This is a genomic window from Streptomyces sp. NPDC094147 (assembly GCF_044764265.1).
In the GTDB taxonomy this organism is placed as follows: domain Bacteria; phylum Actinomycetota; class Actinomycetes; order Streptomycetales; family Streptomycetaceae; genus Streptomyces.
The window spans coordinates 37,297-56,041 of sequence record NZ_JBIWHT010000015.1; the positions used below are offsets into that span (position 1 = coordinate 37,297).

General features: G+C 70.3%; 21 protein-coding genes and 1 riboswitch. Of the genes, 6 read left to right on the forward strand and 15 right to left on the reverse strand.

Annotation, left to right across the window (positions count from 1 at the left end; all coding sequences use genetic code 11):
- Window positions 1–15: 15 nt before the first annotated feature.
- Window positions 16–768 carry an MgtC/SapB family protein gene (locus tag ACIQ8J_RS22030; protein WP_403273898.1) on the reverse strand — a complete coding sequence of 251 codons (753 nt, stop codon included), beginning with the start codon at window positions 766–768 and terminating at the stop codon, window positions 16–18.
- Window positions 769–1,166: 398 nt separating this feature from the next.
- Between ACIQ8J_RS22030 and ACIQ8J_RS22035 the strand changes: the two genes are divergently transcribed.
- Window positions 1,167–1,496, forward strand: a complete 330-nt coding sequence (locus ACIQ8J_RS22035; protein ID WP_403274061.1) for an ArsR/SmtB family transcription factor — start codon at window positions 1,167–1,169, stop codon at window positions 1,494–1,496.
- On the opposite strand, the gene ACIQ8J_RS22040 is transcribed toward ACIQ8J_RS22035, so the two are convergent.
- Both ACIQ8J_RS22040 and ACIQ8J_RS22045 read right to left on the reverse strand, forming a co-directional pair.
- Window positions 1,497–1,865: a VOC family protein gene (locus tag ACIQ8J_RS22040; RefSeq protein ID WP_403273900.1), complete on the reverse strand. Its 369-nt coding sequence runs from the start codon at window positions 1,863–1,865 to the stop codon at window positions 1,497–1,499.
- A gap of 87 nt (window positions 1,866–1,952) precedes the next feature.
- Window positions 1,953–3,596, reverse strand: a complete 1,644-nt coding sequence (locus ACIQ8J_RS22045) for an NRAMP family divalent metal transporter (RefSeq protein WP_403273902.1) — start codon at window positions 3,594–3,596, stop codon at window positions 1,953–1,955.
- Between the two features lie 300 nt (window positions 3,597–3,896).
- Window positions 3,897–4,070: riboswitch (M-box (ykoK) riboswitch) on the reverse strand.
- 154 nt (window positions 4,071–4,224) lie between these two features.
- On the opposite strand from ACIQ8J_RS22045, the gene ACIQ8J_RS22050 reads away from it, so the two are divergent.
- Both ACIQ8J_RS22050 and ACIQ8J_RS22055 read left to right on the forward strand, forming a co-directional pair.
- The gene (locus ACIQ8J_RS22050) at window positions 4,225–4,896 is read left to right on the forward strand and encodes a mechanosensitive ion channel domain-containing protein (protein ID WP_403273903.1); all 672 of its coding nucleotides are present in this window, start codon (window positions 4,225–4,227) and stop codon (window positions 4,894–4,896) included.
- 187 nt (window positions 4,897–5,083) lie between these two features.
- Entirely contained in the window at window positions 5,084–5,785 is a 702-nt protein-coding gene (locus ACIQ8J_RS22055) for a metal-dependent hydrolase (RefSeq protein ID WP_403273905.1), read from the forward strand.
- Window positions 5,786–5,863: 78 nt separating this feature from the next.
- Here the strand turns inward: ACIQ8J_RS22055 and ACIQ8J_RS22060 are convergent, their stop codons facing one another.
- A complete protein-coding gene (locus ACIQ8J_RS22060) occupies window positions 5,864–7,303 on the reverse strand; it encodes a hypothetical protein (RefSeq protein WP_403273907.1) in 1,440 nt (479 codons plus the stop codon).
- Between the two features lie 114 nt (window positions 7,304–7,417).
- Window positions 7,418–7,957, reverse strand: coding sequence for a hypothetical protein (locus ACIQ8J_RS22065; protein WP_403273908.1), 540 nt, complete (start codon window positions 7,955–7,957; stop codon window positions 7,418–7,420).
- Between the two features lie 114 nt (window positions 7,958–8,071).
- Between ACIQ8J_RS22065 and ACIQ8J_RS22070 the strand changes: the two genes are divergently transcribed.
- Together ACIQ8J_RS22070 and ACIQ8J_RS22075 are read left to right on the forward strand one after the other, a co-directional pair.
- Complete coding sequence (locus ACIQ8J_RS22070) at window positions 8,072–8,554, forward strand: MarR family winged helix-turn-helix transcriptional regulator (protein WP_403273909.1); 483 nt, start codon at window positions 8,072–8,074, stop codon at window positions 8,552–8,554.
- A gap of 176 nt (window positions 8,555–8,730) precedes the next feature.
- On the forward strand, window positions 8,731–9,996 hold the full coding sequence (locus tag ACIQ8J_RS22075; protein WP_403273910.1) for a serine hydrolase domain-containing protein: 1,266 nt from the start codon (window positions 8,731–8,733) through the stop codon (window positions 9,994–9,996).
- 18 nt (window positions 9,997–10,014) lie between these two features.
- Here the strand turns inward: ACIQ8J_RS22075 and ACIQ8J_RS22080 are convergent, their stop codons facing one another.
- The 8 genes from ACIQ8J_RS22080 to ACIQ8J_RS22115 all read right to left on the reverse strand — a co-directional run bounded on the left by ACIQ8J_RS22080 (window position 10,015) and on the right by ACIQ8J_RS22115 (window position 16,899).
- Window positions 10,015–12,000 carry an APC family permease gene (locus tag ACIQ8J_RS22080; protein ID WP_403274062.1) on the reverse strand — a complete coding sequence of 662 codons (1,986 nt, stop codon included), beginning with the start codon at window positions 11,998–12,000 and terminating at the stop codon, window positions 10,015–10,017.
- Window positions 12,001–12,138: 138 nt separating this feature from the next.
- Window positions 12,139–12,690 (reverse strand): hypothetical protein, encoded by a 552-nt coding sequence (locus ACIQ8J_RS22085; protein ID WP_403273911.1) that lies wholly within the window; start codon window positions 12,688–12,690, stop codon window positions 12,139–12,141.
- Between the two features lie 179 nt (window positions 12,691–12,869).
- Window positions 12,870–13,661 (reverse strand): GNAT family N-acetyltransferase, encoded by a 792-nt coding sequence (locus ACIQ8J_RS22090; RefSeq protein WP_403273912.1) that lies wholly within the window; start codon window positions 13,659–13,661, stop codon window positions 12,870–12,872.
- 95 nt (window positions 13,662–13,756) lie between these two features.
- A complete protein-coding gene (locus tag ACIQ8J_RS22095; protein ID WP_397717501.1) occupies window positions 13,757–13,831 on the reverse strand; it encodes a 50S ribosomal protein bL37 in 75 nt (24 codons plus the stop codon).
- Window positions 13,832–13,868: 37 nt separating this feature from the next.
- Window positions 13,869–14,678, reverse strand: a complete 810-nt coding sequence (locus tag ACIQ8J_RS22100; RefSeq protein WP_403273913.1) for an SDR family NAD(P)-dependent oxidoreductase — start codon at window positions 14,676–14,678, stop codon at window positions 13,869–13,871.
- A gap of 394 nt (window positions 14,679–15,072) precedes the next feature.
- Window positions 15,073–15,444: an STAS domain-containing protein gene (locus ACIQ8J_RS22105; RefSeq protein ID WP_403273914.1), complete on the reverse strand. Its 372-nt coding sequence runs from the start codon at window positions 15,442–15,444 to the stop codon at window positions 15,073–15,075.
- A gap of 177 nt (window positions 15,445–15,621) precedes the next feature.
- Window positions 15,622–16,086 carry an STAS domain-containing protein gene (locus ACIQ8J_RS22110; protein ID WP_403273916.1) on the reverse strand — a complete coding sequence of 155 codons (465 nt, stop codon included), beginning with the start codon at window positions 16,084–16,086 and terminating at the stop codon, window positions 15,622–15,624.
- 213 nt (window positions 16,087–16,299) lie between these two features.
- Window positions 16,300–16,899, reverse strand: coding sequence for a dihydrofolate reductase family protein (locus ACIQ8J_RS22115; protein WP_403273917.1), 600 nt, complete (start codon window positions 16,897–16,899; stop codon window positions 16,300–16,302).
- A gap of 133 nt (window positions 16,900–17,032) precedes the next feature.
- Between ACIQ8J_RS22115 and ACIQ8J_RS22120 the strand changes: the two genes are divergently transcribed.
- Window positions 17,033–17,533, forward strand: coding sequence for a flavin reductase family protein (locus tag ACIQ8J_RS22120; protein ID WP_403273919.1), 501 nt, complete (start codon window positions 17,033–17,035; stop codon window positions 17,531–17,533).
- Between the two features lie 86 nt (window positions 17,534–17,619).
- Here ACIQ8J_RS22120 and ACIQ8J_RS22125 read toward each other — a convergent pair whose 3' ends face one another.
- Together ACIQ8J_RS22125 and ACIQ8J_RS22130 are read right to left on the reverse strand one after the other, a co-directional pair.
- Window positions 17,620–18,114 carry a hypothetical protein gene (locus ACIQ8J_RS22125; protein WP_403273920.1) on the reverse strand — a complete coding sequence of 165 codons (495 nt, stop codon included), beginning with the start codon at window positions 18,112–18,114 and terminating at the stop codon, window positions 17,620–17,622.
- Window positions 18,115–18,184: 70 nt separating this feature from the next.
- Window positions 18,185–18,697 carry a hypothetical protein gene (locus ACIQ8J_RS22130; protein ID WP_403273922.1) on the reverse strand — a complete coding sequence of 171 codons (513 nt, stop codon included), beginning with the start codon at window positions 18,695–18,697 and terminating at the stop codon, window positions 18,185–18,187.
- Window positions 18,698–18,745: the final 48 nt, after the last annotated feature.

Below are 18,745 nucleotides of genomic sequence, written 5' to 3' on the forward strand. Positions count from 1 at the left end.
GCAGGGCAGTACGGCTCAGGCGAGTACGGCTTGGGTGGGTCGGGCGGCCTCGTTGTCGTCGGCGTCGCGGTTGCCGTCGAGGTGCCAGTGCAGGTCATGGATGCCGGGTTCCAGCGACAGGCGGGCGACGACCTGTTCCAGCGAGCGGGTGACGTCGCCGCTGACGACGACGGTGGCCCTCAGGCTGGTGGCGCCGGATTCGCGACGGTGCGCCCGCAGCCCGATGGGAGCCAGACCGGAGGCAGTGAGGGACTGCAGGAGCAGGGCGCGGATGTGCGTCTCCTCGGTGCGGTCGCACTCCACGTGGACGATGGCGGGGAGCTCGGCGTCCCGGTCGGTGCCGCCGGCCGGGGCGTGGTCCAGGAGCCGTCCGGCCGGACGCAGCAGTACGTGGACGCCGAGCACGGTCAGCGCGAGGATCAGGGCGAAGGCGAGGTGACCGGATGCGGCCAGGACGCCGACGGCGGCCGAACACCACAGTGTGGCGGCGGTGTTGAGGCCGCGTATCCCGCCGCCGTCGCGCATGATCACCCCGGCGCCGAGGAAGCCGATGCCGGAGACGACGTAGGACGCGACGCGGGTCGGGCTGCCCGTGTCGGAGACCGCCTCGCTGTACAGGACGAAGGCGGTGGCGCCGACCGCGACCAGGGTGTTGGTGCGCAGCCCGGCCATGCGGGCGCGCCACTGGCGTTCGATGCCGATCAGCGCCCCGCAGCCCAGGCCGGTGGCCAGGCGCAGCAGGAAGTCGGCGGTGGTCAGAGCGTGCATGGGGCACCTCCTCGATAGCCGTCGGCGTGGTGGTCGCGACGGCGGGCGGAACGGGGGTGCTCCCGGGGGCGCGGGTGCCGGTCAGGGCGTGCGCGGCGGGGCGGCCGGGAGCGGGTGGGTGTGCGGCCGATGGTGGCCGGGACTGTTGCTGTCCATGGTGTCGCCCCCTTCCTGTCGGCGCGCGGCGTCCTGCCGCGCAGTGGTGCGGCTGATGCCGCGGTACGGGTGGCCGAGGGCCTGGATTCACGCCCGTCGACCGCTGCACCACAATACTTGCACAGATACGCAACAAGGGGCAACGGGGGCCGCCCTCAGGCCCTGCCCCCGGGGGCTCCTGCCCGGATTCCCGGTCGGCGCGCCACCCCGCAGGTCGCTGCGGCTATTCTATTTGCGTGGATATGCAAGTGACCTCGCCGGACTCCGTCGCCGTGGGCCAGGCCGTCGCGGTGCTCAAGGCGGTGGCCGACCCGACGCGGTACCGGCTGCTGTGGGCGCTCAGCCGGCAGGAGCTTCCGGTGAGCACCCTTGCCGAACTGCTCGGCACCCATGTCGCCGCGACCTCCCAGCACCTGGCCAGGCTGCGGGCGGTGGGCCTGGTGAGCCCCCGCCGCGAGGGTACCCGGATCTACTACCGGACCGGTCCCGCGGACGCCCGGCACCTGCTGGAGGGCGCCCTGCTCGTCGCGCGGGCACAGGAGACTCACGTACAGGTCGACGGGGAGTCCTGATCAGGTGGTCGGCTGGAGGAATTCCAGTCGGTTGCCGACCGGATCCTGGGTGTAGAAACGGCGGTAGCTCGGCAGGCTGACGTTCCAGACGACCGGGGCACCGTGCTGTTCCAGCCGGGTGGCGAGCTCGTCGAGGTCGGTGACGCGCACGGCGGGGTGAGCCTTGCGGGGCGGGTGGAACCCGTCCTCGATGCCCACATGGATCTGCACCTGGCCGCCGTCGGCGGCGAACCAACAGCCGCCCCGGCGGGCGAGCCCGGATGGCTGGGGAATCTCCGTCATCTGCAGGGCGGTGATGTAGAAGCTGCGCAGAACGTCCTCGGAGCCGGCCGGGGCAGCCAGTTGGACGTGGTCGAGTGCGGCGAGCATGGCGAACGGACCTCCGTTCAGTGGGTGTGACGAGGTTCCGGGCACGCCGCCCGGGGCGGGGTCAACTCACGCCGGGCGGCCGGGTGTTCACTGGCCGAGTGCGACCTGGACGATCTTGATGACGACCAGGATCATCGCGATCAGCAGGTAGGTGCGCAGGGCTCCCATGCCGATCTTGCGGCCGGTGGCCATGACCGGGCGGCTCAAGGTCTCCAGGGGCGGCATCCGCCAGGTGTCGCGGCCGGTGCGGTCGATGGGGTCTTCCTTGGTGCCGGTGCGCCGCCGGGTGAAGGAGTATCCGGCGGCGAGCACTCCGGCGACGCCGCAGCCGGCCATGATGTCGAGGATCGCGTTCGCGGTGATGTCGGGGAAGAGGACGGAGGCGGTGAGGATGATGGAGAGAGTGACCAGGACGCCGACGACCGCGGCGGTGAAGGCGTTGGTCTTGGGGCCGTTGACCCAGGGGCCCAGGACCTGCTTGTCGTTGCAGAGCAGCAGCAGGAAGACGGAGGCGGAGGGCAGCAGCACTCCGGCGAGCGTCTGGACGCCCTGGGTGAGCAGGCCGAGCGGGGAGCCGGGGATCAGCACGATGGTCGCGGCCACGGCCACCAGGCCCGCGTAGATGGCGTAGAAGCCCTTGGCGCCCTTGACCCCGCGGTGCAGCGAGTGCTTCATGCCAAGTACGTCGCCGATGGCGTAGGCGGTGGAGAGCGAGACGGCGAACGCGCCGATGATCGAGGCATCCAGCAGGGCGACGGCGAAGAGGACTCCGGCGATCTTCCCGGCGTGTGCCTCAAGGCCGGTGGCCAGGCCCGCGGCGTCGTCGAAGTTGCCGAAGTCCTTGGTGCCGGCGAAGGCCGCGGCGGTCATGCCCATCAGGGCGGCGCCGCCGATGACGACGATGGCGATGCCGATCACGAGGTCGGCCTTCTCGTACTTCATGAAGCGCGGGGTGATGCGCTTGTCGATGACGTAGGACTGCTGGAAGAACAGCTGCCACGGGGCGACGGTGGTGCCGACGATCCCGATGATCAGCAGCATGACGGTGGCCAGCTCGCCGGAGCCGCCCGGCATGGACGGTACGACGAAGTCGTGCGCCATCTGCGAGGACGCCGGGTGGATGATGAAGTACAGCGGAATCAGCAGCAGCGAACCGGCGCAAAGGAAGATCGCGATCCGCTCGAAGCGGCGGAACGACCCGGTGAACGCGGAGGCGATGATCACCGCTGCGGCCAGGATCACCGACGCCACCTTGGGCAGCCCCAGATAGCCGGCCGCGAGCGTGATGCCGATGAACTCGGTCACCAGGGTGAGGGCGTTGAGCAGGAACAGGTCGATCACGGAGAAGGCGCCCCAGAACTTCCCGAACCGCTCCAGGATGAGGCGGGCGTGGCCGACGCCGGTGACCGCGCCGAGCCGCAGCACCATCTCCTGATTCACATACAGCACCGGGACCAGCAGGAGCAGGGTCCACAGCAGGCTGGTGCCGTAGTTCTGTCCGGCCTGGCCGTACGTGGCGAACGCGCCGGCGTCGTTGTCGCCGACCATCACGATCAAACCCGGGCCGACTATCGCGAGCAGCGTCTTGAGCTTGGCGGACAGGCCCCGGCGCTCGGCCTGGTCGTCCAGTTTGATGGTGCCGAGCGCGCCGCGGATGTCGCCGACGTGGGCGTCGTCGAGAACTGCCGCGCGGGGTGCCGGAACGGTGGGCCTGACGGGTGCGGTGGTCATGGTGGGTCTCCCAACTCCCCTGGCAGGGGGAGGTGTTGGGGGACGCACGGCAGCAATCCTGCCCGCGAGCGCGGCTCATCGCCCCGGGGCGGCCAGGGGGCCGCGCCGGGCATGGGCGGTGTCGCTGCTGCGCTTGCGGGAAAGGTGGTTACCGTGCGCCACGGAAGAGCGAGGGCATACGGAATGAGGGGCAACTGTGGCCCGGACTACTGCAACTGCAATCCATGTCTCTCGCCTCCTTCCGGCCGGAGCGCACGTGGGCGCTGGACGACGCGGCAAGGAGCGGACCGGGCGTGACCCGGTTCACCCCAACTCGTCAGAGCTTTGGCACTGCACGGCGTAATCCCCTTGCCGGGGAAGCCACTTGGGGTCACCCCTTAGGCCGGGGAGACCTGGCCTGACCCTGGGCGTCTCTCGACGTCGTGGGGTCAGTGGCCTGTGTCCGTGCAGACGCCTCACCGAACGAGGTGCCCTCTTCAAACCTCCAGAAGCATAGCCTCTTTGTTGCACGATCACGCAACTGCTTGGTGAACCTTTGACGCGGAACGGCTCGTTCGGGTCCCCTCGGCACCGCCGCCCCGGCGCGGGTACTCTGCTCCGCGACATGCACACCACAGGGAGCTCATCGGTGGATCACGACAGCAAACCCGCAGGCAGCACGGCCGTCGGGCACGGTCTGCACTGGCGAGGGGTGATCCGTACCCGGCGGGCCGTCATCACCACGTCGCTCGCCGTCGGCGGCCTCGTCGTCTCGCTCAACTTCGGCGGACTGCTGGGCAACCCGGACAGCCATCAGTCGATGACCTCCCGGGTGATCGCCGGCATCAGCGCCGGGATCTTCCTGGTGGGCGCGCTCATCGCGGTGCGCGGGGCCACGGACGATCTGGTGAAGCTGCTGACCGGCCGGATCAGCGACAACCGGTCCGCCGCGCTGCGCGTGATCTGCCTGCTCTCCGGCTACGCGCTGGTGATCCTAGGCGCGCTCAGCCTGCTCCGGGTGGAGTGGAGCAAGCTGCTGCTGGGCGGTGCGCTGACCGGTGTGGTCCTCGGGATCGCCGCCCAGCCCGTCCTCGGAAACATCTTCGCTGGCCTGGTGCTGCTGGTCTCGCACCCCTTCACGATCGGCGAGAAGGTCAGCGTCCAGTCGGGACCGCTCGGCGGCCGCATCGAGGGCGAGGTCACCGACATGACTCTGCTGTTCGTCGAACTCCACACGGAGGACGGCAAGATGCTCCTCCCCAACAACGCGGTCCTCGGCGCGGCGATCGGCCCGCCCGCCCGCGAGACGCCGCTGATCTGAAGGGGGGGAGTGCCCCCTGACACATTGCAACGGCCTCTGGGGGCCTGACCTTCGACACTGTTTTCGCATTGCGCAATCAAGCAACTAGCATGCGGGGCGAAGGTGTTCCTCCTCGCGGGTGTGTCCATGCCGCTGGGGCCGCGAGGCCCGGGAACGCGACAGATCCGAGGGGGAGAACGAACACGCCATGATGGGCCACTCGCACGCCGTCAGCGGTGCACTGCTCTTCGCAGGGACAGCGCCGTACCTGCCGCCGCTGATCATGCACACGCACCTGGCGCCGCAGGAGATCTTGATGGGCACCGTGCTCTGCGCGGGTGCCGCGCTGCTGCCCGATCTCGACCACCATGACGGCACCATCGCCAACTTCCTGGGCCCGGTCTCCAAAACGCTCTGCCGTTTCGTGGCCTGGATTTCCGGCGGGCACCGCCACGCCACGCATTCGCTGTTCTTCGTGGCCTTCATGACCCTGGGCAGCTGGGCCGGGGTCACCTACCTGGGCCGCCCGTTCACCGTGGGCATGACGTTCTTTCTGCTGGCGCTGGCGGTCCGGGCCCTCAATCTCTGCCCGCCCGGCCACGGTTTCCACGCTTGGGGCACCATCGTGGCCATGGCCGGTCTCGGAACCGCCGCCATCGCCAAGTTCATTCCGTCCGCGCCGGGCTGGCTGCCCTACGCGATCGGCCTGGGCTGTGTGGCGCACCTCCTGGGTGACTCCATCACCAAGCGCGGTGCCCCGTGGCTGTGGCCGCTGAAGACCCGCTACGAGATTGTGCTGATCAAGAGCAGCGGCAACAAGATGGAGACGGAGATACTCACCCCGCTGATGGGCGTCGCCACCATCGCCATGCTGTGGTTCAGCGTCCTGTCGCCCCACCCCCTCGGCTGACGGAATGGCCTCACGGGCTCGCCATCGGCCGCAGCGGTGCGATGCGCCGGTCATCGCCGTGCGCGCCGCCGCGGCACGTCAGCGTGGTGCGATGCGCAGGATGCCGGCGATGGTGCCTTCGTAGACGACACCTCCGGGCGCGATGGTGCCGACCTGCTGAAGGGTGTCGTAAGGCGCGCCCGCTCCCAGGGGCAGGGTGCGGGTGACCTTGCCGGTGTCGGGGTCGATCTGGGCGTACGAGAAGGAGTCCCGCGGCGATGGCGTGCCGGACCCCGGTGTCGCCGGCTCGCGCAGCACGGTGTGGATCCGGTGGTCGCCCAGGGAGAGGCGGGGCACGGCGGCGGAGCGGACCGTGCTGTCCCACTTCAGGTCGCAGCCCGTCCCGTCGCGGCGGACGTCAACTCGGCTCATGCCGCCGGTGAAGGGCGCCGACGGGGGCACGCTGGGGCCCGCGTCCGGTGGCAGCGCGGGGTAGGGGTAGCCGTACGTACTGGCCACGAACACCGAACGGCCCGCACCGATGGGGGAGTTCTCGCTACCGCTGCCTCCTGCCTTCAACACCGGTACCCTGCACACCTGTTGGCCGTCGCGGGTGCGATAGACGAGGAGGTTCACGGTGGGGGCGGCGTTGTCGACGAGGGTGACGTAGTCGGTGCCGGTGCGCGGTCCGAAGAAGGTCGGTGTGGAGCCGGTGCCCCAGCTCAGCTGCCCGGGTTTGCGGCCCGGACCCCGGTCGTAGCCCTGCCGCCAGCGGATGCGGGGAGTGGCGTCGGCCGGGGCGGTGAGCAGATACGTCGCGTACGTGGTCGAGACCAGGGTGCCCTCGGGGGCGGTGGATATGCTGTTGGCGATGTGCTCACCGGCGGGCAGGGCGAGGGTCTTCACGGCCCCGGTTCGGTCGTCGGCGGTGCCGACGACGCCGCCTGCGGTGGCGAACCACACCCGCCCGCGCCAGTCCGGGGACAGGCCCACCACCGCGTCGCCCGCCGGCACCGCTCCGGCCAGCGAGAGCGAGTGATCCACGTACAGCCGCCAGGTGCCGTCCTCGTTCCTGCGGTGGGCGATGCGCAGCAGGTCGCGGTTGCCGTCGACGACCACCAGGCGGTCCCGGTTGTCGAGATACGCGTAGACGCCACCGAGCAACGAGCCCTTGGCTAGCGGGAGTTGGGCAAGCGAGTCACCGGTGTGCGGGTCCAGGAGATGCACCGTGGGGATCTGCCCGGCGTGCGTCGTGCACAGGGCGACGGGATGGCCGTCGGAGCCGTCGAGCACGGTCGGGCAGGCCGCGGCGAGCGCGGCCAGGTGCGAGGTGAGCGGGCCGGTGCCGGGGCCGGACAGGCGGGTGGCGTCCGAGGAACCGGTGTCGGCGTGCATCGTCGCGGTGCCGTCCGGACCCGCGTACGGGTTGTGCGGCGGCAGCGGCACCCGGTTCGGGCAGGCGGTGGCCGAGGCCGCCCCCACGGAGAGGAGGCAGGCGGCCGCGACGACAGCGACGCGCGAAGAGAATGCGGAACGCATGAGGACTCCTGTCCAAAGCAGTGGAGAGAGTACGGAACTCCCCCGCGGAAGGGGATGTGAACCCTCGCTCGCCGAAGCGGGGCCCTGGCGGCAGTGGTGCGCGGCGGGGAGTCTTCAGCGGGCGAGGCGGCGGGCGATGCGCAGTGAGCCGAGGTTCACGGTGGCGCCCTGGGCGCGGGCGCGGACCAGGACGCCCACGGTCCGCACTGTGATCATGGCGAGCACCATGAGGACGAACGCGGTGCCGTAGGTGGCCGCAGGGACGTGATGCCGGATCGAGAACGCGGCCAGCGCGTGGGTGAACCAGTGGGTGGAGCCGTACGCGAAGCCGAGGCGCAGCACCATGGCGAGCGTCCAGAGCGCGGCGTACGGCCAGCCGGCCACGGTGACCACTCGCGAGTCGGCCGGGTCCCGGCGGACCTGGATCAGCGCGATCGAGGCGAGCCCGAACGCCAGCCCCGCCGCGAGCCCGCCCGCCTCGATCAGCCGGGCGGTGCTCCCGGAGGGCATGGTGTGCAGGTACTTGAAGCCGACGCCCGCGACGATCGCGACGGGCAGCAGCAGCCGCTTGGCGTCCGGACGGCGGGTGCCGAGCTGGGTGGCGAGGATCGCGACGAAAAGGCCGGTGTAGAGCAGGTAGTCGCTGACGCTCATGGTGTCCTCCAGGAAGAGTGACCGCTCATCTACATCTCCAAAGATGCATCCCTGAAAATGCATCTGTCAAGATGAATCAGTCAGGATGTATAGACAGAGATGTATCTTGGAGGGATGGAGATGAGTGACCTGTACCAGCTCGGCCGTCGGCTCGCCGAGATCGCACTGGAGGACATGGGTGCCGATGAACTCGGCCTGGCCCCCGGCGAGTTCCTCGTCCTTCAGGACCTCTTCCTCAACGGCCGCAGCCCCATCAAGGACATCGCCCAGCGCACCGGCCTGGCCCAGAGCCGCGTCTCCACCAGCGTCCGGTCCTTCACCGAACGCGGCTGGGCGACCACCTCGGCCGACCCCGGCGACGGCCGCAAGACCCTCGTCGACCTCACCGAGGACGTCCGCGCGGCCGGTACGAAGCGCCGCGCCTCACGCGCCGACAAGACCTTGACCGCGGCCCTCGCCGGAGCGGGCGAGGACGAACGGGCCACCCTCACCGCCGCCCTCACCCGCCTCCACCAACTCCTCGTGGCGGACCAGACGCCTCGCCGGTTCCCCGACGCGGCATCAGGCCCGTCCGTCCGGAAGACGAGGCGGGCGTGACGGCCGCCTCGGGCGAAGGCGCCCACGCGCCGCAAGGGACGGCAGCACGCTCTCGCGGGATCCGCAACCCGGGCGCCGCCATGCGAGGGTGACCCGGCGGGCCTAGCGTGGAACAGGATTGATGTCCTGCCCGGACGTCGTCGTCCGGGTGTCCTCGTCCGGCAGGAGGCCTGCCCATGAGGTATTCACGGATCCATTGGCGCAGGGCGTGCGTGGGGCTGACGGCGGCCGCGGTGCTGGCCGTACCGGCGACCGTGGGAACCGCGTACGGTGCCACACCGCCCCCGGGGCCGTCCCCCTCCGCGTCGAGCTCCAGCAACACCGGCTTCCCCGAGCTCAGTCCGGCGGTCGCCGCGCGCCTGGACGCCGCCGTCCGGCAGGTCATGCGCGAGGCGAACGTGCCCGGCGTGACGGTCAGTCTGTCGGCGCCCGGCAAGGGGAGCTACCTCCGGTCCTTCGGTGTCGCCGACAAGGCGTCCGGCGCCGCCATGGCGCCCGATCTGAACACCCGGATCGGCAGCGTGACCAAGACCTTCACCGTGACCGCCCTGCTCGAACTGGTCGACCAGGGCAAGGTGGGGCTGGACGATCCGATCTCGAAGTACGTCACGGGAGTCCCCAACGGAGACAAGATCACCCTGCGCGACCTGGCGGACATGCGCAGCGGGCTGTTCAACTACTCCGCTGACCCGGGCTTCGTCAAGGCATTGCTCACCGACCCGAAAAAGCCGTTCACGCCACAGCAGTTGCTGGCCTTCGCCTTCAAGCACCCGGTGCAGTTCCAGCCCGGTGAGCGGTTCGTCTACTGCAACACCAACCTGATCCTGCTCGGCCTGGTCGTGGAGAAGGCAGGCGGCATGCCGCTGAACGACTTCATCGCGCAGAAGGTCGTGAAACCCGCCGGGCTGCCCCACACCCTCTTCCCGACCGGGAACGAATTCCCCAGCCCGCACGCCCACGGCTACACCGACCAGACCCTCTCCGGAAAGGTCGAGGACGCCACGGACTGGAACCCCTCCTGGGGCTGGGCGGCCGGAGCGATGATCTCCGACCTGTCGGACCTGCGCAGTTGGGCCAGCACTCTCGCCACCGGCACCCTGCTGTCCCCCAAGACGCAGGCCGAGCGGCTCAAGACCCTCCCGACGGGGATTCCGGGCGCGGGCTACGGTCTGGGCGTCTTCAACATCCAGGGCTGGATCGGCCACAACGGCTCACTGCCCGGGTACGAGTGCCTGACCATGTACCTCCCCGAAGCGAAGGCCACGCTGACCGTGGTCCTCAACACGGACATCCTGCACAACAACACGGAGCCCAGCACTCTCTTCGGCCAGGCGATCACCCGCATCGTGACCCCCGGGCACGTGTTCAACATACCGGCCGTGGAGCCACGGCCGACCTCCTCGCCGACCACGTCTCCGGCCTCCCCGTCGCCCTCCCGGTGACGGCGGTCGGCGGGTTCGTCACGGTCGCGGTGCGGCGTCCTCCCGTCGCGGCACGGTCGGTTCGCCGCGGCGGACCGAGCCGGGCGCACGGGCGGCCGGACGGTCGGCGCGGGCGGCGGAGGTGAGCTGCCAGGGGACGCTGGTGACCATGACACCCGGGGTGAAGAGCAGCCGGCTCTTGAGCCACAGGGCGGACTGGTTGTGCAGCAGGTTCTCCCACCAGTGCCCCACGACGTACTCGGGGATGAAGACGGCGACCACGTCCCGGGGACTCTCCCGGCGCATCGTGCGGACGTATTCGACGACCGGCCGGGTGATCTCGCGGTAGGGCGAGGCCAGCACCTTCAGCGGTACGTCCACGTCGAGGTTCTGCCAGCGCTGTTGCAGGTCCGCCGTCTCGTCCTTGTCTACGGCGACGGTCAGCGCCTCCAGGCGGTGCGGCTTGAACGCGCGGGCGTAGGCGAGGGCGCGCAGGGTCGGCTTGTGGATCGTGGAGACCAGGACCACCCCCAACACCCTTGACGGCGGCACGAGTTCCTCGCGCGGGTCCTCGACGGCCAGCTCCGTGGCCGTGCGGTCGTAGTGGCGGCGGATGCCGCGCATCATCAGCCACAGCACGATCGCGGCGAGCACCGCCAGCCAGGCGCCCTGGGTGAACTTGGTGATCAGCACGATGACCAGGACCAGCGCGGTGACGCACGCGCCGAGGGAGTTGATGATCCGGGCCGACTGGTGGCGGCGGCGGGCGGCCGCATCGCCTTCGGTGCGCAGGGCGCGGTTCCAGTGCCGGACCATGCCGAGCTGGGAGAGCGTGAAGGAGGTGAACACACCGAGGATGTAGAGGTGGATGAGGCTCGTGACGTCCGCGTTGTACGTCCACAGCAGCGCGCCCGCGACGACCGCGAGGGCCAGGATGCCGTTGGAGAAGGCGAGCCGGTCGCCCCGGTTGTGCAGCTGGCGGGGCAGGTAGCGGTGCTGGGCCAGGATCGAGGAGAGCAGCGGGAAGCCGTTGAAGGCGGTGTTCGCGGCCAGGATCAGGACCAGCGCGGTGGCCGCCTGGATGACGAAGAAGCCGATGCTGTGGTCGCCGCCGAACACCGCCGAGGCCAGCTGGGCGATGACGGTCTTCTGCGTGAAGCTGTCGCAGCCGCCGCCGATGCCCGTCAACTGGCAGGAGTTCTCGGTGATATGGACCTTCGCGATCAGCGCGAGCGCCGTCACGCCGACGAACATGACGACCGCGATGATGCCCATCGCCGCCATGGTGCCCGCCGCGTTCTTCGACTTCGGTTTGCGGAAGGCCGGCACGCCGTTGGAGATCGCCTCCACGCCGGTCAGCGCCGTACATCCGCTGGAGAAGGCGCGCAGCACCAGCATCAGCAGGGCGAGACCGGTGAGGTGCGAGGCGGACTTGTCGGGGCTGATCCCGTACGCCGCCGACTCGGCGACCGGCGCGTCACCGAGGACGTAACGGAGGAGGCCCGTGGCGACCATGATGACGACGCCGCCGATGAAGAGGTAGGTGGGCGCGGCGAAGGCGCGGCCGGACTCGCGTACGCCACGCAGGTTCATCGCGGTCAGGATCGCCACGAAGCCGAGGGCGAGCAGCACTCGGTGCCCGGCCAGGGAGGGTATCGCCGAGATGATGTTGTCGACACCGGAGGCGACCGACACGGCCACCGTCATCACGTAGTCGACGAGCAGGGACGCGGCCACCACCAGACCGGCCGACGGGCCCAGGTTGGTGGACACCACTTCGTACGACCCGCCGCCGCTCGGATAGGCGTGGACGACCTGGCGGTAGGAGAGCACCACCACCGCCATCAGCGCGACGACCCCGGCCGCGATCCATGGCGTGAAGTGGAGGTAGGCCAGGCCGCCCAGGGTCAGTACGAGCAGGATCTCCTGCGTCGCGTACGCCACGGAGGACAGCGGGTCGGAGGCGAAGATCGGCAGGGCCAGCCGCTTGGGCAGCAGGGTCTCGCCCAGCTCCTCGCTGCGCATGGCACGGCCGATCACCAGGCGCTTGAGGACGCCAGTCACGTTGAACACGGCGCGAGCGTATGAACAGCTGAGGGGGAGTGACCGTTAAGGAGCCGTCAAGGTTCGCGGGATCTTGGCGCAAATTCGTGATGAAGTGGGCTATTTGAGACCGGAGAGCTTGAACACGGTGCGGGCCGTTTCCTTGTCGAGGCGGGCCGCGATCCGCCGCAGTGCCGGCTCGCCGCAGCGGAGCGTGCCGCGGTCCGCGCTGGTGCGGGCGTCCGTGTCGAGGACGTGCCACATCGCGGGGTTGGCGATGAGCACCCTCGGATCGATCTCGGCCCGGTTGCCGTCGGCGTCGCGCAGCACCAGGCGTTGAGCCACCCCCGCGGAGGTGCGGACCGACACCAGCCGGTCGGTGCGGACCTCGGTCCGGCCCAGCAGCCCACGGGTGACGAGACGGCCCCGGCTCACCGACACCTGGACCGGCCACAGCACGGCGAACAGGAGCAGGGCGAGAGCGGCCCACACCGCGGCCCGCCCATTGGTGAGGGTGGCGGCGCCGGTGTCGACGGCGAGCAGCAGCCCGAGCAGCAACAGGGCGCAGCCGACCGCCGAACGGGCCTCACCGGCCCAGGTGGTGTCGTGCACGACACCTTCGGCCGCGGTCGAAGGACGTCTCGCGGCGCTGCGGATGGTCCGTCGTCCCATGGTTGGGGACGGTAGGGGCACGCACGCGCCCGCGGCCGCTCATTGACGCGGCGCTGATGCGGGGGCGGCCGATATTGACACGGTCCCTACGCCGCCCTGACGGCCCCGTGACCAGGAGTCGTGCGGTTCCCCACGCCCCTTGTGAGGCGTGACACCGCACCGGACTTCGGCAAGTCCGCTCAGACCCCGGCGCGGGTAAGCGCGTGCCGTTTCGCGGCGACGTCGCCGGTCGCGTAGTGGACGTACTCCCGTTGCAGGCGGAACCCGGCGGTCCAGGCGAGGAGGCGGCTGGCGCGGTGGTGGCGGGAGCAGGTCCAGCTGGGCGTGTTCCCGCGGGCCTCGACATCCGCGCAGAGCGCCAGGACACAGCTGAGGGCGAGCTGCTCGCGGCGGTGTTCAGGGAGGGTGACGACGGCGATGTCCTCGTAGCGGCTGCCGAGGAAATAGGTGCAGGCGACGGCGAGCAGGCGGTCCTTGTGGAAGGCGCCCCAGGCGTGCCCGGACCCGGCGAGCCCGGCGGCGCCACCCCAACTGGCGTGAATCCAAGCTGAGTTGGCGTCCAGCGAGGCGAGTGCGAGGGCGTCGGTGGCGACGAGGCGGCGCACGGTCACACCGCGCGGCGGCTGCGGCCGGGAGGTCGGCTTCTCGCGGCGTACGTACACCATCCGCTCCCAGGGCACGACCCGGTCGAAGGCCGAGCCGAGCGCCGGCAGGAAGCGGTCCGGGGTCAGCACATAGCGGTCGGCGAGCGGGGCCAGCGAGGCCGGGTCGAGGGCGCCCGGGTCGCCGCTGAGCAGGACGTGGCCGGCGCAGGCGACGGCGACCGCACGCGGGTGGTCGGGGTGGTCCGCCCAGAGGCGGCCGACCCGGGTGGCGAGGACGTGCTCGGCCAGCGCGGTCGGCCCGGCGGTCCCGCGGGGGAACCGGCGCAGGTGGGCCGGGAGTTGGTGCGAAGGGAGTTCGATGAGCACGTCGGGTCACCTGTTTCGGTCGTGGGGTACGGAGTGGGGGGACTGAACCCGGCGTTGGGTCTCCCGGGTTCAGTCCGCCCCTGGCGCATCGGCTGCTAGCTGTTGGCCTTGCTGCCGTGGTTCGCCTTCTTCTTGCGGCGGTCCCTCTTCTTGCGGGCGCGCTTGGACATGGGTGGCTCCTTCAGTGGGTGTTCGAGCGGGTGTTCTTCAGGCGCTGTGGCCGACGAGCAGCGACGCGAGCTTGTTGAGGCGCTGGACCGAGCGGTTCTCGGTGGCGGCGGGTGCCGGGTCGACGCGCTCGTCGCGGTCGTAGTAGGCGCCGTTGATGATCTCGGTGGCCGGGTCGCAGAGGCGCGCGACGTGGGCGGCGCCCTCGGCGGCGCTGGTGCCCTCGTGTGCGTACAGCGGCAGCAGGGCGGTGTCGCAGATGCCGGGGTGGACGGAGACGGCGGTCACGCGCGGGTCGGCGGCGAAGACGGTCAGCGCCAGCTGGGACTGTGCGTAGGCGGCGAGCCGGGAGTAGCGGCGGGAGCGGTTGGGGTCGCTCCACTGGATGTTGCCGGTGCGGTGCAGCGAGGAGGACACGTTGACGACGCGGCCGCCGGGGTCGCTGGTGAGCGCGGGCTCCAGGAGACAGGTCAGCAGGTAGTGGGCGAGGAAGTTGACCTGGAAGGCGATCTCGTTGCCGTCGGCGGTGATGGTGTGCCGCTCGGGGGCGGCCATGCCCGCGTTGTTGACGAGGACGTCCAGGTGTGGGTGGACTTCGGCGACCCGTCGGGCGAGCGTCTCGACCTCTTCGAGGCGGCTGAAGTCGGCGGCGTACGCGCAGAGTTGACCGGCCTCGACACCGGCCGTGGCGATGAGGCGGTCGGCGGCGGCCTGGGCCTCGTCGGTGGTGCGGCCGTGGACGAGGACGGTGGCGCCGCGCTCGGCGAGCAGGCGTGCCGTCTCGTATCCGATGCCGGAAGTGGACCCGGTGACCAGCACGGTACGGCCGGACAGGGACGCAGAAGTCATGAGGAATTCCTGGGTGTGGGTACGCCGGAACCGCCCGGATTCGGGGCGGCGGGCGTGCGGGAAGGAAGCGCGCGTACGCCGCCGGGCGTGGGCGCGACGGCGGCGTACGGCGTAGGGAGGCCTGGCTCAGAGAGCCGGCACGAGAACAGCGCGCACTACCGGGGGCGCCGTATTCGGCGGCCGGTCGTCATGGCGCAGACTGCTGTTCACGGGCCCTATACAACTGCCTTGCGCGGGGCGGCTCAAGAGCGGCGCGCAGTCCTTGACGAGGCTCTGATACGGCTCGGCGGAGGCCCGCATGTGGGATGCGGACGCCGTCGAGGTGGCTCTCTCCGTCCTCACCGCCTGGAAGGTGGTGGACATGGAGGTCAAGCGCTTGACGGCGATACACCCCCTAAGCCGCTTCCGGCAGGTGTGGCTCGGGTGTGTCGGCGGCCGGGGTTCCTGCCGGCTCCTCGATGTCGGGGAGGACGCGGAACAGCCGGACGAGGCCGCTGGCGCTCAGCGCGTCGGCCACGGCGGGGCTCGGGGACACGAGGCGCAGGCTGCTGTCCAGGGAGCGGGCTCTGCGTGCGATGGCGACGAGCAGCCCGAGGCCCAGGGTGTCGCAGGAGGTGACGCCCGACAGATCGAGGAGCAGGCGGATTCCGGGACCGTCGCATGCGCGCAGCAGGCGCTTGCGCACGTCGGGCACGGTGGTGAGGCCCAGGCTTCCGGTGACGACGACCGTGCGGGCCTCGTCCGCGGTTGCGGCATCTCTGAACACCGTGCGCCTCCTGGGAGCGATCCTCGCGCCACCGGGGCTGTGACTGTGCACGTACAAGCCTAGTCCCGCCTCTGCCCGCGCCGCGACGGGGACGGTCCCTTACGCAACGTCGTCAGTCGTACAAGGCGGCTCGGCATCGAAGCCGGGCCCGCCGTCGGTAATCGGCCGCAGCGAGCCTCAGTGCAGCGGAACGGGTGTGCTGGGTGGAGGCTCTTGGGCGGGCGTGCCGTCCGCCAGGGTTGGAGGGAGGTCGTCGAGTATGGTGAACACTTCGTCCAGGCGGACGATCCGCAGAACCTTCGATATCTGGGGAATGCCGCGTATCAGGCGCAGTTCACCTCCTCGGCGGACCATTTCCTGACGTACCGTCAAAAGTAGCCGGATGCCGCCGGCGTCCAAGAAGGTCACCGCACGCAGATCCACGACGACCCCCCGGGTGGCCAGCCGGGTCAGTGCGTGAACGCGCGGGCCGAGTTCCTGATGGGCCAACATGTCCAGCTCGCCGTGCAGTTCGATGATGATGATGCCGTCCACGGAGCGAGTCCGTAGCCGGAAGGCCAGTTCGTCTGCGCCCACGTCGCGCCTGCCCGTCTCCCTGTGCGCCAGGTGCCCGGATATCGCGCCCCGCACGCGATATCTCACTCTCCGTAACTTCAGGGGATCGTGAAGAGAAGCCGATACGCAAAGCCCCTGCTAGACGTCATGCCCCAACGATCAGCGAAACTCACGTGCGTGACACTCTGTAATTTCGCCAGTTTTCCGCGCCGGGTTCGGCTCCGGTGGCTCCGGCATTGCCGGCTGCTCGGCGGACGAAGGTGCTCGTATGGCGGAGGTGTGCTCCGGCCCCTCCGGGGACTACCCCTTGGCCGCCGGGCGGTACGTACACACCTGCGCGCCCGTCTTTTCGCTGGTGACGGTGGAGACCAGTTCGAGGGCGCGCAGCCCGCCGTCCTCCGGGAAGATCGACTTGCCGCCGCCGAGGAGGACCGGCATGTGAATGAGCCGGAGCTCGTCGACCAGGCCCTCGCTCAGGAGGGTGCGTACGAGCGTGGGGCTGCCCATGACCAGCAGGTCGCCGCCCTCCATCGCGCGCAGGTCGCTGATGCGGGCGACGGCGTCGTCGCCGGGGATGCGCGTGGTGTTGTGCCACGTGAGCTCGTCGTCGCCCAGCGTCTGCGTCACGACGTACTTCGGGATCGCGTTCATCCGGTCGGCGAAGGGGTCCCCGGCCCGACCGGGCCACGCGGCGGCCATGGTCTGCCACGTACGGCGCCCGAACAGCAGCGCCTCGGCCTTGGCCGTCGCCTCGGCGAACGCGCCGCCCACGATCTCCGGGTCGAAGAACCGGTGCGACCAGCCGCCGTGCGCGAAACCGCCGTCGGTGTCCTCGTCGGCACCGCCCGGTGCCTGCACTACGCCGTCCAGGCTCATGAACTCACTGATCACGATGCGCATGGGACTCGCTCCTCTTTCTCACTTCGGGTGTACGGCGGTTCCGGGGGTGTACGGCAAGGGAGACTGCCGCCCTGGCCAAAAATAATCGCGTCCACCGGGCCCCGCCCGACGGATGGAGGAAGGGGCGAGCACCATGACCGCCATGGAGTCGTTCATCGACCGCCTTGACTACCCGATGTACGTCGTGACGGCGGCGGCCGACGGGGAGCGGGCCGGCTGTCTCGTCGGGTTCGCCTCGCAGTGCTCGATCGTGCCGGTGCGGTTCATGATGTGGCTGTCCACGGCCAACAGGACGTACCGCGTGGCCCGTGCGGCCGACGTCCTGGCGGTGCACCTGCTGGGCTGTGAACAGTACGCGCTGGCCGAGCACTTCGGGGGGCGGACGGGGGACGAGGTCGACAAGTTCGCCGGCGTCGCCTGGCACGAGGGCCCCGCGGGCGCGGTCGTGCTGGACGACGCGGTGGCCTGGTTCGTCGGGCGCGTCGAGCGGCTCGTGGAGGGCGGCGACCACGTCGGGTTTCTGCTCAGCCCGCTGGAGGCCGCCGCTCCCGGGCCGCCGTCGCCGGACTGGGAGCCGTTCCGGCTGAGCGACGGCCGGAGCATCGAGGCCGGCCATCCCGTGCCGGACGCCTGACGCGTCAGGGGCGGCTCTTCGCCGGCAGTGCGCCGATCTCCGCCGCGGTGCCGGTCTCGCCGAGGCGGGGGAAAGATCCGGCCGATTCAGCTCTCGGCGCCGGCCCTCAGCGCCCCCGTCGGCCACACCACGTCGACCCGTACTCCGGCCGCTCGCGCCGCGGCCACCGTGTCCGCGGTGCCGCCGCGCGCCGATGGCGTACTGCCGTCCCATACGGCCACCAGCCGGTCCGCCCCCTGGAGCAGCCGGTGGTTTGCGGCCTCGTAGGCGGGCTGCCCCGCGTGCTCGTACGGCATGACCACCAGGTCGTCGGCGGCCTCGCACAGCGCGTCGAACCGCGCGAGGTCCGCCGCGCGCACCACGGCCTCCCGGTAGTCGCGGGACGGGATGATCGCGGACAGCCGGCCGCCCAGTGCGAGGACTTCCTGGGCGAAAAAGGTGTCGGCGCCGCGGGCGAGGCACGAGCGACCCACGAGGCCGTCGCCGCCCAGCCCCGTGAGCAGCTGACGCAGGGCGGCGCGCACGGGCCCGGCGGCCTCCGGCGCCAGGTCCATATGGCCGGTGACAGCGATGGTGGGCACGCGGCAACTCCCTTTTCGGACGGGGTTTTCCGCCGTCACGCTACCCGCTGTCGGAGCCACTGCGAACGCGTCACAGGGCGAGCCCGATGAATCCCAGGGCGTAGGTGGCGCCGAAGATGACCGGGACCCACCGCTCGACCCGGGTCAGGGGCAGATAGACGCGCCAGTCCTCACCCCGGTGGAGCGCTTCCCATTCGCCGGCCCGGAAGGCGCGGGCCGGAAGCCGTTCCTCCAGGGCGCCGATCACCCGGAACTTGCCCTCGTTCAACTGCCGGTAGGAGCGCAGCGTGAACCACCACGCCGTGCACATGGCCAGCAGCACCAGCAGTCCCGCGAGGAGCAGCAGGACGGAGAGCCTGCCGCGGTGCTCCTGGGACAGCCATGCGCCGAGGAAGGCGACCAGGCCGCTGTGGAGCGTCAGGAAGAAGGTGTTGGCCAAGTTGCGGCGGGCGCTGACCCGGTCGGCCATCTCCACGCACAGCTTGTACTGCTCGAACACCGCCGCGTGGTAGGTCGCCTTCGCGTCGGTGTAGTCGGACGCGGTCACCTGCTCGTTCCAGAGCACCTCGCTGATCTCAGCCATGGCGGCATCATTCCCTACCGCCCGCCTCCCCACCACTGCCTTCAAGAA

Coding starts and splice junctions, on each gene's coding strand:
- ACIQ8J_RS22030 (WP_403273898.1), bottom strand. CDS start 768: ATGCACGCTCTGACCACCGCCGACTTCCTGCTGCGCCTGGCCACCGGC.
- ACIQ8J_RS22035 (WP_403274061.1), top strand. CDS start 1,167: ATGCAAGTGACCTCGCCGGACTCCGTCGCCGTGGGCCAGGCCGTCGCG.
- ACIQ8J_RS22040 (WP_403273900.1), bottom strand. CDS start 1,865: ATGCTCGCCGCACTCGACCACGTCCAACTGGCTGCCCCGGCCGGCTCC.
- ACIQ8J_RS22045 (WP_403273902.1), bottom strand. CDS start 3,596: ATGACCACCGCACCCGTCAGGCCCACCGTTCCGGCACCCCGCGCGGCA.
- ACIQ8J_RS22055 (WP_403273905.1), top strand. CDS start 5,084: ATGATGGGCCACTCGCACGCCGTCAGCGGTGCACTGCTCTTCGCAGGG.
- ACIQ8J_RS22060 (WP_403273907.1), bottom strand. CDS start 7,303: ATGCGTTCCGCATTCTCTTCGCGCGTCGCTGTCGTCGCGGCCGCCTGC.
- ACIQ8J_RS22065 (WP_403273908.1), bottom strand. CDS start 7,957: ATGAGCGTCAGCGACTACCTGCTCTACACCGGCCTTTTCGTCGCGATC.
- ACIQ8J_RS22070 (WP_403273909.1), top strand. CDS start 8,072: ATGGAGATGAGTGACCTGTACCAGCTCGGCCGTCGGCTCGCCGAGATC.
- ACIQ8J_RS22075 (WP_403273910.1), top strand. CDS start 8,731: ATGAGGTATTCACGGATCCATTGGCGCAGGGCGTGCGTGGGGCTGACG.
- ACIQ8J_RS22080 (WP_403274062.1), bottom strand. CDS start 12,000: ATGCGCAGCGAGGAGCTGGGCGAGACCCTGCTGCCCAAGCGGCTGGCC.
- ACIQ8J_RS22085 (WP_403273911.1), bottom strand. CDS start 12,690: ATGGGACGACGGACCATCCGCAGCGCCGCGAGACGTCCTTCGACCGCG.
- ACIQ8J_RS22100 (WP_403273913.1), bottom strand. CDS start 14,678: ATGACTTCTGCGTCCCTGTCCGGCCGTACCGTGCTGGTCACCGGGTCC.
- ACIQ8J_RS22115 (WP_403273917.1), bottom strand. CDS start 16,899: ATGCGCATCGTGATCAGTGAGTTCATGAGCCTGGACGGCGTAGTGCAG.
- ACIQ8J_RS22120 (WP_403273919.1), top strand. CDS start 17,033: ATGACCGCCATGGAGTCGTTCATCGACCGCCTTGACTACCCGATGTAC.
- ACIQ8J_RS22130 (WP_403273922.1), bottom strand. CDS start 18,697: ATGGCTGAGATCAGCGAGGTGCTCTGGAACGAGCAGGTGACCGCGTCC.